This is a genomic window from Candidatus Aminicenantes bacterium, assembly GCA_026393855.1.
In the GTDB taxonomy this organism is placed as follows: Bacteria; Acidobacteriota; Aminicenantia; order Aminicenantales; family UBA4085; genus UBA4085.
This window is the reverse complement of sequence record JAPKZJ010000091.1, coordinates 14,959-29,815: the sequence shown is the minus strand read 5'-3', so window position 1 is coordinate 29,815 and position 14,857 is coordinate 14,959. Positions and strand designations below refer to the sequence as shown.

Annotated in this window: 15 protein-coding genes; 8 read left to right on the top strand and 7 right to left on the bottom strand. The window is 63.6% G+C overall.

Annotated elements, in window-relative coordinates:
* The first annotated feature begins 4 nt into the window (after positions 1-4).
* Positions 5-2,080, top strand: a complete 2,076-nt coding sequence (locus NTZ26_11470) for a glycosyltransferase family 39 protein (protein MCX6561115.1) — start codon at positions 5-7, stop codon at positions 2,078-2,080.
* Positions 2,077-2,829, top strand: coding sequence for a DapH/DapD/GlmU-related protein (locus NTZ26_11465; GenBank protein ID MCX6561114.1), 753 nt, complete (start codon positions 2,077-2,079; stop codon positions 2,827-2,829). Before NTZ26_11470 ends, NTZ26_11465 begins: the two co-directional genes overlap by 4 nt.
* Before the next feature lie 39 nt (positions 2,830-2,868).
* Here NTZ26_11465 and NTZ26_11460 read toward each other — a convergent pair whose 3' ends face one another.
* Both NTZ26_11460 and NTZ26_11455 read right to left on the bottom strand, forming a co-directional pair.
* A complete protein-coding gene (locus NTZ26_11460) occupies positions 2,869-4,272 on the bottom strand; it encodes a hypothetical protein (GenBank protein ID MCX6561113.1) in 1,404 nt (467 codons plus the stop codon).
* An 85-nt stretch (positions 4,273-4,357) separates the two neighbouring features.
* A complete protein-coding gene (locus tag NTZ26_11455) occupies positions 4,358-5,131 on the bottom strand; it encodes a hypothetical protein (protein MCX6561112.1) in 774 nt (257 codons plus the stop codon).
* A gap of 373 nt (positions 5,132-5,504) precedes the next feature.
* On the opposite strand from NTZ26_11455, the gene NTZ26_11450 reads away from it, so the two are divergent.
* Positions 5,505-5,930 carry a hypothetical protein gene (locus NTZ26_11450; protein MCX6561111.1) on the top strand — a complete coding sequence of 142 codons (426 nt, stop codon included), beginning with the start codon at positions 5,505-5,507 and terminating at the stop codon, positions 5,928-5,930.
* Positions 5,931-6,025: 95 nt separating this feature from the next.
* Here the strand turns inward: NTZ26_11450 and NTZ26_11445 are convergent, their stop codons facing one another.
* On the bottom strand, positions 6,026-6,787 hold the full coding sequence (locus NTZ26_11445; GenBank protein MCX6561110.1) for a methyltransferase domain-containing protein: 762 nt from the start codon (positions 6,785-6,787) through the stop codon (positions 6,026-6,028).
* A gap of 67 nt (positions 6,788-6,854) precedes the next feature.
* Complete coding sequence (locus tag NTZ26_11440; GenBank protein ID MCX6561109.1) at positions 6,855-7,658, bottom strand: hypothetical protein; 804 nt, start codon at positions 7,656-7,658, stop codon at positions 6,855-6,857.
* A 142-nt stretch (positions 7,659-7,800) separates the two neighbouring features.
* Here NTZ26_11440 and NTZ26_11435 point away from each other — a divergent pair, with 142 nt between their 5' ends.
* On the top strand, positions 7,801-7,965 hold the full coding sequence (locus tag NTZ26_11435) for a hypothetical protein (protein ID MCX6561108.1): 165 nt from the start codon (positions 7,801-7,803) through the stop codon (positions 7,963-7,965).
* A 99-nt stretch (positions 7,966-8,064) separates the two neighbouring features.
* On the top strand, positions 8,065-8,916 hold the full coding sequence (locus NTZ26_11430) for a 7-cyano-7-deazaguanine synthase (GenBank protein MCX6561107.1): 852 nt from the start codon (positions 8,065-8,067) through the stop codon (positions 8,914-8,916).
* A 110-nt stretch (positions 8,917-9,026) separates the two neighbouring features.
* On the opposite strand, the gene NTZ26_11425 is transcribed toward NTZ26_11430, so the two are convergent.
* The 3 genes from NTZ26_11425 to NTZ26_11415 are packed head-to-tail and all read right to left on the bottom strand — an operon-like array spanning position 9,027 to position 12,166.
* Positions 9,027-9,995: an NAD-dependent epimerase/dehydratase family protein gene (locus NTZ26_11425; protein ID MCX6561106.1), complete on the bottom strand. Its 969-nt coding sequence runs from the start codon at positions 9,993-9,995 to the stop codon at positions 9,027-9,029.
* Between the two features lie 11 nt (positions 9,996-10,006).
* Positions 10,007-11,176 (bottom strand): glycosyltransferase family 4 protein, encoded by a 1,170-nt coding sequence (locus NTZ26_11420; protein ID MCX6561105.1) that lies wholly within the window; start codon positions 11,174-11,176, stop codon positions 10,007-10,009.
* A gap of 12 nt (positions 11,177-11,188) precedes the next feature.
* Complete coding sequence (locus NTZ26_11415) at positions 11,189-12,166, bottom strand: glycosyltransferase family 2 protein (GenBank protein MCX6561104.1); 978 nt, start codon at positions 12,164-12,166, stop codon at positions 11,189-11,191.
* A gap of 69 nt (positions 12,167-12,235) precedes the next feature.
* Between NTZ26_11415 and NTZ26_11410 the strand changes: the two genes are divergently transcribed.
* The 3 genes from NTZ26_11410 to NTZ26_11400 are packed head-to-tail and all read left to right on the top strand — an operon-like array spanning position 12,236 to position 14,773.
* Positions 12,236-12,703 (top strand): response regulator, encoded by a 468-nt coding sequence (locus NTZ26_11410; protein ID MCX6561103.1) that lies wholly within the window; start codon positions 12,236-12,238, stop codon positions 12,701-12,703.
* 37 nt (positions 12,704-12,740) lie between these two features.
* Complete coding sequence (gene accD, locus NTZ26_11405; protein ID MCX6561102.1) at positions 12,741-13,535, top strand: acetyl-CoA carboxylase, carboxyltransferase subunit beta; 795 nt, start codon at positions 12,741-12,743, stop codon at positions 13,533-13,535.
* Positions 13,532-14,773, top strand: a complete 1,242-nt coding sequence (locus NTZ26_11400; GenBank protein MCX6561101.1) for a Mur ligase family protein — start codon at positions 13,532-13,534, stop codon at positions 14,771-14,773. The genes accD and NTZ26_11400 overlap by 4 nt, the downstream gene beginning before the upstream one ends.
* Positions 14,774-14,857 lie beyond the last annotated feature (84 nt).

Sequence of the window (14,857 nt, the reverse complement as noted above, 5' to 3'; positions counted from 1 at the left end):
GCCCGTGACCGGCGGCCCCTCGTCTCTCCCGTCTTCGCCCCGCCGCACGGCCGATCTCCTGGCCTGGGCCTTCATTGCGGCCTTCACGGCGGCTTGGATCGCCCTGATGCTCCGCAACCTCGGCTACTTGTCGTACTGGATGGACGAGGGCTTCCACATTCTGGCGGCAGACGGCATCCTCAAGCACGGTTACCCGCTCTACCCATCGGGGCATATCTATTGGAAGGCAATCCTCTACGCCTATGTCTTGGCCGGGCTCGGCAAGATCTTTGGCCTGACGGCAACGACGCTGCGGATCGTCTCGGTGCTTTCTACGGCCGGCCTGATTATCCTGGCCTGGTTCGTCGGCCAGCGATTCTTCTCCCGATCGGTGGGGCTTGCGGCCGCAGTCATCCTGGCCTTCTCGGCCTGGGAGGTCGAGGACGCCCGGCTGGCCCTGTACTTCGCGCCGTTGCAGCTCATGGTCCTGGCCTCGATCTATGTCTTCTACCAGGCGTTCATCGAGGACCGGCCCAAGTTCAGGCCCTGGGTGGTCGTCCTGTTCGTCCTCACGCCCCAGGTCCACCAGCTCGGGATGAGCGTCTATTTCTGTTTCTTCGCCCTGCTGGTGATGAAGGGGCTCAAGCGGTTCCTGAAAAAAGACCTGCTGACGAGCTTCGGCCTGGTGACCCTGTTCTACCTGGGCATGCAGGTAGGCGAATTCTTCTTCTGGAAAGTCGGCTATGTCTATGAGAAGACCGACACCAGCCTGAGGGGGATGTTCAATTATTTTTTCGGGAGCTTCAACCTCAAATATTTTAAAGAATTTTTCATCTCTTTCCCGCTGATGAGCCTGGTCGTGCTGGGCGGGATCTTTCTCTACCTGGGCATCCGCCTGGGGCGGGGGGCGGCGGAGGATGATCGGGGCCGTTCCCCCTGGCTGTACCTCACGCTTGGCCTCCTTTTCCCGCTCCTTTTCCTGGCCTTCTTCCGGACCCATGTCCAGCCGCGCTACCTGGCCCCACTGCATCCGGTCTTCGTCCTGCTCTTTCTGGTCGCCCTGCGCGAGGCCGCTCGGGCCCTGCCGGACCTGATCGTGGCGCCGTTCGCGTCTTTGCGCCCGAAAGCCCGGGAAGCGGCCGGCTTGATTCTGTTCCTGATCGCGGCGGCCGTCCTGACCGAGGGCGCCGGCCTCAAGCGGGTTCTGGCCATCGTCGAGCGCCGCTATAACGATCCCATCGAGACCGACATCATTACCCGCTCCGGCCGCTTCGAGCATGAGGACAACGCTAATACAGGTCTATACGTAAAGCACTTCCTGCGCGATGACGATATCGTCGTGGCCATTCATGTCGTGTTCCAGAAGGTCTATGTCGGCCGGGTCGATTACTGGCTGTGGTCGGGCGGGCCGGGAACATGGGACGCCTGGGAAAAGACGCCGGACGGCTGGCGGGATTTCTATGTCGGGGCCCGCTGGATCAACAACTTGGCCGACCTGAAGAAGGTGATCGAGGCGAATCCCGCCCGCCGGGTTTGGCTGGTCGGCTCGACCTCCCTCGTCCGGCGCGATCATATCAATCGCGAGATCGCGGACTTCTTGGCGGGCCAGGCGGACCGGCGCGTCTTCCGCGGCTGGGACGGCGTCTCCGAGGTCTATCTCTGGAACGATCCGGTGGGCGGCCTTACCTCCGGAACGAGGACGCTCGAGGGCGAGTCGTTGCCGGCGCGGCGGGGACGGGTGGCTTATGGCGGGGACGCTTCGCGGCGGGCCTGGATGTCTTGGCCGCAAGGCCGCCGGGACGAATTCTCCGTCGACCTGCCCGGCGAATACCCGCCCGGCCGGTACCGGCTGCGCCTGCGGGGCCGGACGGGCCGAGAGGCCGGCGGGCGGGAAGCCTTGATCCTGGCCGTCATGGACTCTCGAACAGGCGAAACCCTGCGAACGATCCGTCTCGCCTCCGGCCTGGAGGCATTCGCCGAAGTGGAAGCCTCGTTTGGTGTCAGGACTCCGGGAGCGCTTCGCTTGCGCGTGCTGGCTCCCGGCGCCACGACTGCCGACCTGGATTGGATTGATATCGTCCCGTCCAAGGAGTTGCCATGAGCGGCCAGTCTTTCCCCGGCAGCACTCAGAAAGAGCTTCATGCGTCCGGCCGGTCGGCCGGAGCCAAATATCGATCGATGTTTGTCGGCCGGAAAGGGCTTCTGCCGCTCCTGGCCTATGAATTCGTCAATCTTTTCGTCCTGCCCGTCCCCGGGGCTTTGGGGCTTTTTCTGCGCAAGATGTTCCTGCCCCTGATCCTGGGCGGAGTCGGTCGCGGGGTGGTCTTCGGCCGCGGCGTCACCCTGCGGCATCCCCACAAGATCGTGATCGGGGACAACGCCGTGATCGACGACGGGGCCGTGCTCGACGCCAAAGGCGAGGGCAATCGGGGCATTCGGATCGGGGCGGGGGCGCTGATCGGCCGTTCCACCATTTTGAGCTGCAAGGAAGGCTCGATCGTCCTGGGCGAGTCGTGCAATGTCTCGGCCAACTGTAGCCTGCTGTCCGAATCCGTCATCGAGATCGGCCGCTTCTGCTTCCTGGCCGGAGGATGCTACCTGGTGGCCGGAGGGAATCACCCGATCAAGGACACCTCGCGGCCGATCATGGAGCAGCCGTCCGAAGCCAAGGGCGGGATCCGGATCGGGAATGATGTCTGGCTGGGTGCCGGCGTCACCGTGCTCGACGGTGTGGCGATCGGGACGGGGACCGTGGTCGGCGCGGGCGCGGTGGTAGCGGCGTCGCTGCCCGAATATGCCTACGTCGTCGCGGACCGCCGGCTTCGGATCGCGGACCGCCGCTCGCTCTAACGATAATCCGGGCCGGCCGCCCGGGCCGGCCCGAACCGATCAGAATTCCACGAGATCCGATTCACCCCCGCCGACGGCAAGAGTCGTTATGGCGAAACGCCGCTTCTTGCTCAAATCGGTGTATTTGAACAGCGCGGTGAACGTCGCTTTGTTGACCGTTAGGAGCGGCTGATAGGCGCCTGTCCCTTCCTTGACATAGATGACGTATCCCTGCAGATACTGGTCGTTGTTCAGGGGGTTGGCGGCCCAGGACAGGCTGTAGGACACTTCCGGGACTTTCCGAACACCCTTGGTCTGGATCGTCGAGGCAGGGGAAGTGGGAGGATAGAAATAGTGGAGTGAGAGGGCCGTCAGGCTGTAGATGTGGACCTTGGTCTTGTTCGTGGCCGTGACATAGCTGGTTTGGCAGACGGCTACGTTGCCGAAAGGATCCGCCGAGATGCCGGGGAGCTTGGGCAGGGAGCCGAGGATCGTCTGGACCGGCGACCAGCTGCCCGTGACGTTATTGGTGTAGCGAAAGCCGTCGCCGTAGTCGCCGCCCCCCAATTGAAGGGCGACGTGGATCTTGTTGTTGGCGTCGACCGCGACCCGCGGGTAGTGTTGCATGGCGAAGGGGATCAGGAGCTCGCGGGTCGTGTCGATGCCGGGCCGCATCAGCTTGACCTCGCAACCGTTCTCCAGAGCTTGGTCGATGTCGCCCCAGACGACGACGGGGACGTTGTTGGGTCCGACGGTGATGATTGGGTGGGACGAGCTGCCGCCGCCCGAGGTCAGGATCGTGGCTCCCGTCCAGGCGGTTGTTTTGGTCCGCTTGGACCAGAAATTCTTGTAGTTCGAGCCGATCTTCTCGCGCCAGACGGTCCAGATCCAGCCGTCCGTACCGACGGTGATGCCGCCCTGTTTGCCGTAGCCCGCGGTCATCCGGACATGGTTTTCCCAGACGCCGTTGATTTTCAGCCGCGTGTAGGCGTAGCCGTTGGCGTCGGACCAGAAGACGTAGATGTTTCCGATGTCGTCGAGGACGGGCGCGGGCTCCTCGAATCCGTAGCCGATCTCGACCGCCTCCGTTGCGCCCCAAGTCTTCGTTTGGGGATTGTAAATCCGCATGTAGATGCCTTTGTCGGCGCCCGTCCCCCAGGCCGCGATGACGGAGCCTTTGCGGTTGACGCCGATGCCCGGCCGCGTACCGCGCATGCCAGAAGGGGTCAAGGCCAGCGGCGTGCTGGACGTCGAGCCGTTGAAATTCACGTACCAGATGGAATCACCCGTGTCCGTATCGTCCCCGTAGATGACGTGGAGGACGCCGTCCGGACCGAAGGCGCATTGCGACCAGCGCAATTTCCCGTCCGATTCCGCCACCTGGGCGCCGTTGCCCAGGGACTGCCCGAAGGAGGCGGCAACCAGAAGAACAATGGCCAAAACGAACCCAGCGGTTTTCTTCATCGGAGACTCCTTCCCGATAATCGCGACATTTTGCTCGAACGTTTCCTTATTGCCGAATCCTGTATCCTCACGGCGAGCGGGCCGATTAAAAAACGATCCGGAATCCGGCGGCTCCCTCGATCCGCAGCAGGTTGGCCCGTCGGCCGAGGGCCGCGATCTTGGGGTCGTCATAGATGATCTTTGCCGAGGCGACCAGGGCGAAAGGCCGGCTCAGAGCGAATTCCGCGTCAGCGGCGACTCCGTACCAAAGAGAGGAGACGGACGTCTTGATCATCGTTACATCCGTGATCGAGACATCGGCGCTCGAGTACGGCGGCTTTTCCTGGATGGTGAAATCGTCCAATGTGGCGAACTTCTCCAGGCCCAATCCGATGATCGGTCCGAGCCAAAGATCCACGCCTTTGGAATGGATCAGGGAGAACAAGCCAAAGACGTAAAAGCTCGTTGATGTATCCGGAAGGTCGTCCGAGCTAAAAGCGACGGTCCGCGGGTTGCCGGCCTCGAGCGGGTGGGGGAGCGTGAGGGTATAGCTCCCCGAGTCGCGGCGGAAAGATCTTTGGAATCCCAAGCCGGCTTTAATGGTCAATCCTCCCCATCGGAAGTACGATCCGATCGCGGCGTCGATCGCCGGAGCGGTCCCATACTTATAGGTCTCCGTGGATGTGCCCGTCTCGCCGAAGAGGGAAAAATCCTTGGACGCGGACAGCGGGCTTTTCAGAAAGAAAGCCCCTCCGCCTTGGATTTGAAGGAAAAAACCCGTCCGGACCGGATCCGCCGAAGCCGTCTCCTGAGCCCGGGCCATGACGACGAGGCCGCAAAGCGCCATGGCCAGACCGAACCCCAGAACCCGTTTGTTCATGAACCACTCTCCTTGGTGCTTCGGGGACAAAAGACCGTCGAAGCGGCCGGCCCTGCCGACCGCCGGGCCTTCTCCGCCTTCGACCCGTCCCCGGGGCCGGCGGGAATCTCCATCGCGTTAATTATAACGTTAAAATACACAGGAGCGATATAATATCGCATTACAAATCGAAAGGCAAGCAGAGGGGAAAGGGGGCGCCTCCCCTCCCGCCGGGAAGCCGGCGGGGCGCGAGGCCGTTCCCGCGGCGAGCGCCGGCCCGCCATTATGACGTTGAAAAAGGTCGCGCCTTCTGATAGATTGCGTTCGAAGGGAGCCTCCCACGAAAACCAGACCCAGCGGCCGGCCGCCGAAATTCCAGGAGCCTCGGCATCCCGTGACCATGACGCTGCCGGACCGCATCCTGACCCAATTGGCGGGCATCGATCCGGACCGGACCCGGGCCGTCGTTAAAGCCACCGAAGCGGTCGCGGGAACGGGTCGCGGGCGCTTCCAGCCGGTCGAGCTTATCGAAATGGCTCCCGGCAAGTCTCTGATCGTCGTCGGCCCGAACACCGTCCTAAAAAAGATCCCCTGGCTGAAGATGATTGAAATCGCCAAGGCTAGGCATCTCCTGATGGTCCCCTCCGGGACCCCTATCGAAGCGCTGGAAGTCGCCTTGGGCGACCTGCTGCATGATCCGGCGGCGGTCGAGAGCGATCGGGATAACGCCGTCCTTCATGAGTTGGTGAACATTATCAGCCAGAAACGCCGGACCAAACGCCTCTCCAAGGCCGAGATTCTGATCATCGATTCCCGCTGAGCGTCCGCCTCCGCGCCCGGCCTGACTTTCGGCTTCCCGCGCGCCTGTGACTCCGCTGAGTGCGTTGACGCCGGGATCTCCCGCGGCGTTCCGCTTCAGGCCGGCTTGCGGGCCTTGTAGATGAAGTTGGACGAGGAGTCGAAGCGGCCCGAGTGGGCCAGAAACTTCTCAATGGCATAGCCGCGCTCCTCGAGAAACGCCTTGATCTCCTCCGGCGTGTAGTGGAACCGGATGGGGACGAAGTACCAGTCCAGGAGGAGCTCCGAGAGCTTCTCGCCCTGGCGCGATTTCTCCCTCTTTTTGAAGAAGAAGACGATGGGCGTCCCGAAGAAGGCCATGACCTTGGCCAGTCCGTTCCAGGACCAGCGGGGGGTGCGGATGAGCGTCTTGCGGATGATCTCGTGGATCCAAGTGACTTTGGTCTTTTTGTAAATGGCCAGAAAGAGCGAGCCGCCCGGCTTGAGCGTGCGCATGAGCTCGGTGATGGCGGCCGGGGGGTTCGTGGTGTGGTGGACGGTGCCCCAGGCCCAGACGATGTCGAACGAAGCGTCCGGGTAGGGCAGGTGCAGCATGTCCTGCTGCTCGAACCGGGCGTTGGTCAGCCCGAACCTCTCCTTGAGGCTTTCGGCCGTGCCCAGGCTGCCGGGGCTGATGTCGATGCCGATGACCATGGCGGCGCCGTTCCTGGCGAAGATAGTGCTGAAGATGCCGGTGCCGCAGCCGGCGTCCAGGACGGTCTGGCCCTGGACTTCCTCCGGCGCGTAAAAGAGGGCCCAGTGCCGCTCGGAGGCCTCGTATTCGGGGACGTATTCCGTCCAGACGACGTCGTAGAAACGGCCGACTTTTTCCTTGTTCATGGATGTTTCCTTGGAAAAGAGGGGCTCAGTTTAGCGGCTCGAAGCGGGGAAGTCAATCCGCCGGGGGTCAATCCAGGAGCCGGACGCCGGCGTAATCGTCCTCGACGATCATCCGGATGTGCTTGATGAAGATGCCGCCGTCGACTTTGAATTTGGTCCGCTTGATGAACAATTGGCCGCCGGGCAGGGCCAGGATGTCGGCCTCGGCCCAGAGCTCCTTGACGAAGCGGGGGTTCTTGGAAGGCCGGACTTCGGCCCGCCGGATGTCGAACGTGGCGGGGTCGATGGTATAGACGCCGTTCCAGCTTTTGTCCGCGGGGACCTTGGCCCGGGCCTCCAGGACGAGGAAGGGCTGGCCGTCGATGCCGGGACGCAGGACGAAATCGTAGCCGGGCCGCTTGGCGGCGGCGAAAGGCATGATCTCGTCCAGGTCGAACGAGCCGGAGCGGCGTCCCTGGGGGCCGCCCTTGCGGGCTTCGTCTTCGCGGCGCTTCCGTTCTTTCGCCTCGCGGGCCCGCTGCTCCTTGGCGTAGTCGTCGGTGATGTCGGAGTCTTGCCCGTCCTCGGTCTCGACCGCCTTGAGGATCGTCTCCGTCCGGACGCCTGCGACGACCCGGACGGTTTTGGCGATCCGGGTGATCTTTTCTGGCCGGCCGGCTTTGTCGAGCGTGGTGATGACGGTGGTCGAGTCGGCCGTCCAGCCTTGATAGTGGAAGCCGGCCTTCAGGCGGGCTTCGACGCCGTTGAGCAGGGTCGGCAGGTCGGGCCGGGCCTGGCCGAAGACGAAGGGCAGGGCGGCGAGGGCCAGAAGGGCGGCGGCCAGGCGACGGAAGAGCGAAGGGAGGGAGGGGCGAAGCTTGGCGTCTATCACTGGAGAGGTATCCTAGCCGAGCCGGAGCTTCCGTTCAAGTCCGGGTCGGGGGGCGGATCGGGGCTTGACAAGTCCGCCGCCGATGGCTATGATACACTACTGTTCCGAGTGTTTCTATAGTATTAATCAAGGAGCGGTCGTCATGCCTACGTTTCTCAAGGTCCTTCTCATCGTCATCGGCGTCCTTGCCGCCGGCATCGGCCTCCTGGTCTGGATCTTTTTCCACCAGGGCGGCTGCTGCATCCGCAAGGCCAAGGCCCGCCTGACCCACAAGGACTACGTCGCACCCGTCCTGAAGCAGGGCTGACCGCCCCCGTTCCCGCCGGCCTTCGGCCGGTTCCCCGCCCGGGTTGGATTTTTCCCCTCCCGCGTGTAGAATGGGGCGCGTTCGACAAGGAGTTTTCCCATGGATCCGATCAAGAATGAAGTCGCCGTCATGTTCTCGGGCGGCATCGATTCCCTGCTGGCCTCGGTTCTGCTGGCCCAGGAATACGACAAGGTCCACCTGGTCACCTTCGACAAAGGCTACCTCGAGTTTGGGGTTAAGAACAATCAGCCCAACGTCGAGCTGCTGAAGGCGAAGTTCGGGGCCGACCGCATCACCCACCAGATCGTCGACATCAAGGATTTGCATAAAGCCATCTCCGTCCGCTTCTTCTTCAAGGAGCGAAAGAAGTACAACAGCGAGATCCGCTGGTGCGTAGGCTGCCGGCTGAGCATGGGCATCGCGGCCATGATCTTTGCCCTGGAGAACAGCCTGGTCGGCTACGCCGACGGCTCCAACCGCGAGCAGATCCCCTCCGACACCAACCTGACCGGGACGGCCGAGAACTATCCCAGCATCGTCAACGCCGGCAAGCGCTTTGCCCAGAGCTACGGCGTCCACTTCCTGACCCCGACCTACGACTTCGGCGGCCGCGAGACCCGCCGCCAGAAGCTCAGCGAGATGGGCTTCGCCATTGACTATCTGAGCCAGGACCACAGCAAGAAGATTTCCGGCATGATGACCAAGGAAGTCGTCAAGCGCAGCCAGCCGATGTGCTTCTCGGGCTGGCTGATGCACTGGAAGCGCAACCTCCTCGGCAAGCCGATCGAGCAGAACGAAGAAATGACCGTCGATTACGTCCGGGGCAAGCAGGATAACGTCGTCCGCGAAGTGGTGGCGAAGTATTTCGCCGCCAAGGGCCTGGACATCGAAGCCATCGTCAAGGCCCGCTTGGCCGATCCCCGCGGAAAATTCACCCCCATTTTTGTTTAAATAGGGGTCAGGTCTTAAGATATAAGTTTTCTCAGAACAATTATTTGTTGATTTTGACGATTTTCGCCAGAAATATTAGATATCTTAAATCTTAAGACCTGACCCCTACCCTATAGCCAGCCGTAGGCGCGGCACCAGGCGATCGTCCGGGCCATTCCGTCCTTAAAGCCAATCTCCGGCTTGAAGCCCAGCTCGGTCCTCGCCTTATCGATCCGCAATGGCTTGGGGTGTAAAAAAAACGCCAGCCGCGACGGATTGAGCGGCGCCTCGCGGCCGACCGCCCCGAAGGCCTTGCCCAGAACCCAGGCCGCGGCTTTGGTCGGCCCCAGTGGGACCTTGGCCCGGGGCAGCTTCCGCCCACAGGCGGCGGCGATTTCTTCGGTCATCGCCTTGACGGTCAGGACTTCCGCCCCGGCCAGGTTATAAATCTCGCTGCGCCTCCCCTTGGCTGCGGCCAGCATCGTCCCCCGGACCAGATCATCCACGAAGACGGGCGTCTGTTTGGCGCCGCCCCGCCCGACCATGAGGAGTCGGCCGCGCGCGATCGCCCGGATGAGCTTGAACGACCGCCGGTCGCCCGGGCCGTAAGCCCACCCGGGCCTGACCACGACTACATCCAAGCCCGCACCGCCGATTTCCAGCGCGGCCCGCTCGCCGGCCAGCTTGCTCCGGTCGTAGGCGTCGCGCGGGTCGAGGGGATGCGTTTCGTCGGCGGGTTCGTTGCCGGCCACATGGCCCAGGACGCCGGCCGAACTGAAATGAACGGCCCGCTTGACCCCCGCCTGGCGCGCGGCCTCGAGCATGACCCGGGTGCCGCCGGCGTTCACGGCGATGAATTCTTCCTCCCCCAGCCGCGACGCGCCCAGGGCCGCCGCCAGGTGGAAGACGATGTCCACACCCTCGACGGCCTGCGCCGCCAGTCCTTCGTCGCGCACGTCACCCCGCAGGTATTCAAATCCAGGCTTGGCTTCCGGAGCGGGCGCCAAATCGAAGGCTCGGACCGTCCAGCCTTCGGCCAGCAGCCGGTCCACGAGTCTGGATCCGACGAACCCGGTCGCCCCCGTGACCAACGCGCGCATGGCGCCTCCCCTTATCCGCGGCCCGTGGCTTTGGCCAGGGCCAGGGTGATCTTTTCGAGATACCGCGGGTAGACCCACTCGGTGTCCGCCCGCCGCTTGGCTTCCGCCGCCCGGGCTTTGGCTTCGTCCGAGGCCAGGGCGAAATCGAGGCCCGCGGCGAAACCATCGGGGTCGGCCGGCGCTAGCACGGCGATCTCGTCCGTCAGGACCTGGGTATGGGTGTAGAGCTTGGTGGCGACGAACGGCTTGCCGGATTTGAGGAAGGCATAAATCTTGAGCGGCGTATTCGTGCCCGAGACGCGCGGCGAGACCAGGACGTCGGCCGCGGCCAGGTAGCGGGGCACTTCCTGCGGCGGCACCTTGGCCACGAACCGGATCCGGTCGCGCGCGCCCAGCCCTTCGGCCTTGCGGCCCATCGCCTCGTGCTCGTCCGGCGACCCGCCCAGGATGAGGAGCACGGCCTTGCTGCGGACCCGGGCCATGGCCTCGACGAGAAGCGGGATGCCCTGGTAGGGCTCGAAGTTGCCGGCGTAGAAGATGATCTTCTCCCCGCCCGGGGCCGTCTCGCGCTTTATTCTATCGATCTCTCCCGCGGGTACGGGAGTGTCGTCGAAATCGTTGAAATCCATGAAATTCTGGAGGAAGACGGTCTTCCCTCCGAAGCCCTTGCTCTGGACGTAGTCGTGCAGGTCCTTGCAGATGACGATGACCGAGCGCGAGCGCTTGAGGACCGCGTCCTCGAGCCCGGTGAAGATCCGTTTCAGCAGGGGGGACTTGGAAAACTCGAAGTTGTCGAGCTGCTGGGGCAGGCTGGAGTGCATGTCGTAGATGTGCGGGACGCCGAAGAGTCCGGCCAGGGCGATGCCGAAGAAGGCCGCTTCCTCGTGGCTGAACACGACATCGTATCGTCGTCGGGCCAAGGCCCCCGCCGCCGTCGCTGCCATCATCGCGTCGAGCGGGATCTTGGGCCAGGAAGGGCCGATCTTGATGGCCCGCAGGCCGAGCCAATTGGGCACCCGCCGGATGCGTAGGCCGGGGAAAGCGACGTCCTTGCCCAGCGGGTAGGTGACGAGGTCGACGCGGTGGCCGAGGTCGGTCAGGGCCCGCAGCCGGAAATATACGCTGATGGGGGTGCCCCGCGGCTGGAAGAAGGGCTCGGGGGCCAGCATCAGGACGTTCATCGGCCCCGCGTCCTAGGCTTCGTCCTCGCCCGCGCCGAGGATGTCGCGGGCGACGTAGATGCGCTTCTCCACGGCCTCGTGGTAAGTCCGGACCATGATCTCGCCCAGCAAGCCCATGGTGATGAACTGGAAGCCGATGACGATCAGCAGGATGGCCAGCAGCAGCAACGGGCGGTTGGAGATGCTCTGCCTCAGGATCAGGCGCTGGTAGGACAGGATCAGGCCGAGGATGCCGCCGACGCCGCCCGAGACGAGGCCGAGCAAGCCGAAGATCTGCAGCGGCCGGGTCGAATAGCTGAGCAGGAACTTGACGGTCAGCAGGTCCAGGAAGACCCGGATCGAGCGCGAGAACCCGTATTTGGACGTGCCGTGGATGCGCGGCCGGAAGTTGACCGGGACCTCGGCGATCCGGACCCCGATCGTGGCGGCGATGGCCGGAATAAAGCGGTGCATCTCGCCGTAGAGCCGGATGTTCTTGACCACCTCGCGGCGGTAGGCCTTGAGGGTGCAGCCGTAGTCGCGCAGCCGGACCTTGGTGATCCGGGAAATGAGCCAATTGGCGATCAGGGAGGGCAGGCGGCGGGTGAGAAACCGGCTCTTCCAGCGCTCCTTGCGCCAGCCGCTGACCAAATCGTAGCCTTCCTCGACCTTGGCCACCAGAGCGGCGATGTCGCTGGGGTCGTTTTCCAGATCGGCGTCGATGGTGACGATGATCTCGCCGCGGGCATAGTCGAACCCGGCCGACATGGCGGCGGTCTGGCCGAAGTTCTTACGGAACCGGATGACTCTGATCCGGGCGTCTCTGAGGTGGGCCTCGCGGAGCGCCGCGAAGGTCCCGTCAGTACTGCCGTCGTCGATGAAGATGATCTCGTAGGGGACGGCCAGCTTGAGGCAGGCTGCAGTCAGCTCCTCGACCATCCGGGGAACGTTGCGCGCCTCGTTGTAGGCCGGGACGATGACGGACAGGCGGATCGGATCGGCGGCGTTCATCCGCGCCAATATATCATAATTACTGGGGGATTTGAATTTCCGGCGGGGTTGTGTGAGAATCCGGGTGCCGTGGCCGACAAGAAGATCCTCATCGTCGATTACGACCAGCGCTCGGTCGAAGGCCTGGTTGCCCTGTTTGAACCCCTCGGCTTCGCGGTGACGACCGCCATGGACGGCCTGTCCGCCTGGGAGAAATACCAGCTGGAACGGCCCGATCTGGTCGTCCTGGAAGCCATCCTGCCCCGTCTCCACGGCTTCGATCTAACCAAAAGGATCGTCCAGGACTCCCGGGGTGCCGTTCCCGTGATCATCGTCACCGGCCTCTACCGGGGACCGCAATACCGCCACGAGGCCCTGACCGCCTTCGGCGCGGCCGAATACTTGGAAAAGCCGGTCGATGAAGCCCGCCTCCTGCAATTGGCCCAGGATCTGTTGAGGGAAAAGGTTGATGTCGGCCTGGACCTGCCGACTCCCGACGAAATCGCCGTTTTTCTGCGCAAACGGCTGGTCGAGCGCCGCAAGGAGAGGGCCGTTTGACACCCCGGCCCCCTTATTGCTAGACTCGAGGTCACCCATGAGCACCAACCTGTGGACCCGTTGCAATAACTGCCAGAGGATCCTCTTCAAGGAGGATATCCTGGAGAATCTGTCCGTCTGCCCGGCCTGCTCTTTCCATTTCCGGCTCTCCGCCGCCGAAAGGCTGGCCATGCTGTTCGACGACGGGACCTTCGACATCGTCGATCACGACATCTGCTCCCAGGACCCCCTGCACTTTGTCGATAAGCTTCCTTATGCCAAGCGCCTCGAAGACAACCAGCGCAAGACCGACCTGCCGGAGGCGGCCGTCACCGCCGTCGGCAACCTCGGCGGCATCCGGACGGTCATCTGCGCCCTGGATTTCTCGTTCATGGGCGGGAGCGTCGGCTCGGTCCTGGGCGAGAAGATCACCCGGGCGGCCGAACGGGCCCTCGCGGAGCGCCTGCCGCTCGTCATCGTCTCGGTTTCGGGCGGTATGCGGATGCAGGAAGGCCTCTTGTCTCTGATGCAGATGGCCAAGACAAGCGCGGCCCTAAGCCGGCTGGACGAAGCGCGCCTGCCCTACATCTCCATCCTGGCCGACCCCACTTCCGGCGGGACGACGGCCTCCTGGGCCATGCTGGGCGACATCAACATTTCCGAGCCCAACGCCTTCGTCGGCTTCGCCGGCCCCGTCGTTATCGAACAGACGATCAAGGAAAAGCTGCCCAAGGGGTTCCAGCGCTCGGAGTTCGTCCTCAAGCACGGCTTCCTGGACGACATCGTCCCGCGCAAGGCCCTGCGGCCGTTCATGATCAAGGCCCTGCGGCTTCTGCTCAACCGGCCGCAGTGAGCCACGGCCCCGCCTCGCCGCGTCCGCCCGGCCGCCCTCTGACGCCGTCCCAAAGCCGCGATTATCTTCGCGCCCTGGAGCGATTCGGGGTCAAGCTGGGCCTCGATAATATCCGGGTCCTGCTGCGCACCCTGGGTGGGCGGATGATCGGCCGACCGGAATTCGGACGCCTGCTCGGCTTGATCCGAGCCGCGATCGAGGACCTCATGGCCGCCGGCCGGCTGGATGCCCACCCGACCTATTTCGAGGTCCTGACCACCCTGGCCTGCCTCTATTTTGCGGCCCGCAAAGTGGATATCGCTGTTCTGGAAGTTGGCCTGGGCGGCCGTTTCGACGCCACCAACGTCGTCACTCCGCTCGTCTCGGTCATCACATCGATCTCGCTCGACCATCGGGAACATTTGGGCGATACTCTGGGCGCCATCGCCTTCGAGAAAGCCGGCATCATCAAGTCAGGCATACCCGTCGTCTGCGGTCCCGACCAGGGCGCCGCTCTCAAAGTCATCAAGGCCCGGGCGGCCGAGCTTGAAGCGCCTTTCCGCCCGGTCTTCGGCCGGGGCCGGGAGCTCCTGGCCGCCAAGGACCCTGCCGGGATTCGATTCCGATATACCGTCGAGGGAGAGGCCTACGAATTCGTCCCCGGCCTGCGGGGCGAGCATCAAGGCCTCAACGCCGCAACGGCGATTGCAGTACTTCGCGAGCTGGACCGGCTCGGCCGCGGGCCGTCCCGGAAAGCCGTGATCGAGGGGATCGAATCGGTCCGTTGGGAAGGCCGTCTGGAAGTTGTCGGCCGCAAGCCGACCGTTATCCTTGACGGCGCCCACAATGAAGATGGGGCGAAAGCGCTCTCCCGTTACGTCCGAGATGAAATCCGCGGTCCGCTCGTCCTCGTCTTCGCCATGATGAAGGACAAAGCCGTCCGCCGGTCCGCCCGGCATCTCTTCTCGCTGGCCCGGCGGGTCATTCTGACGACGATCCCCTTCACCCGGGCCGAAAAGCCCGAAGCGATCCTGCGAGCCTTGCCGGAGTTCAAACGCAAGATCGTCATCGAGCCCGACCTCGGCCTGGCCCTGGCCCTGGCCCGACGCCTCGCCGGCCCCACCGGAACCGTCCTGGTCGCCGGCTCGCTACCCCGCCTTCGAAGGCGGGGATATGTTAGCGCCTTCGGCTGCATGTGCCGAGGGATGTTTGAGCACGTGACTATCATCGAAAACGAGACAGAGTGGGCGATCTTGTAGAACGGAAAGATCGAATGTGCGGAGTTCCGCAGGCGCCGAGAAGAGTAACGCAAAAAAGGCGTGAAAAACCCGCGCCGCCGGGCT

Coding starts and splice junctions, on each gene's coding strand:
- NTZ26_11465 (MCX6561114.1), top strand. CDS start 2,077: ATGAGCGGCCAGTCTTTCCCCGGCAGCACTCAGAAAGAGCTTCATGCG.
- NTZ26_11460 (MCX6561113.1), bottom strand. CDS start 4,272: ATGAAGAAAACCGCTGGGTTCGTTTTGGCCATTGTTCTTCTGGTTGCC.
- NTZ26_11455 (MCX6561112.1), bottom strand. CDS start 5,131: ATGAACAAACGGGTTCTGGGGTTCGGTCTGGCCATGGCGCTTTGCGGC.
- NTZ26_11445 (MCX6561110.1), bottom strand. CDS start 6,787: ATGAACAAGGAAAAAGTCGGCCGTTTCTACGACGTCGTCTGGACGGAA.
- NTZ26_11435 (MCX6561108.1), top strand. CDS start 7,801: ATGCCTACGTTTCTCAAGGTCCTTCTCATCGTCATCGGCGTCCTTGCC.
- NTZ26_11430 (MCX6561107.1), top strand. CDS start 8,065: ATGGATCCGATCAAGAATGAAGTCGCCGTCATGTTCTCGGGCGGCATC.
- NTZ26_11425 (MCX6561106.1), bottom strand. CDS start 9,995: ATGCGCGCGTTGGTCACGGGGGCGACCGGGTTCGTCGGATCCAGACTC.
- NTZ26_11420 (MCX6561105.1), bottom strand. CDS start 11,176: ATGAACGTCCTGATGCTGGCCCCCGAGCCCTTCTTCCAGCCGCGGGGC.
- NTZ26_11415 (MCX6561104.1), bottom strand. CDS start 12,166: ATGAACGCCGCCGATCCGATCCGCCTGTCCGTCATCGTCCCGGCCTAC.
- accD (MCX6561102.1), top strand. CDS start 12,741: ATGAGCACCAACCTGTGGACCCGTTGCAATAACTGCCAGAGGATCCTC.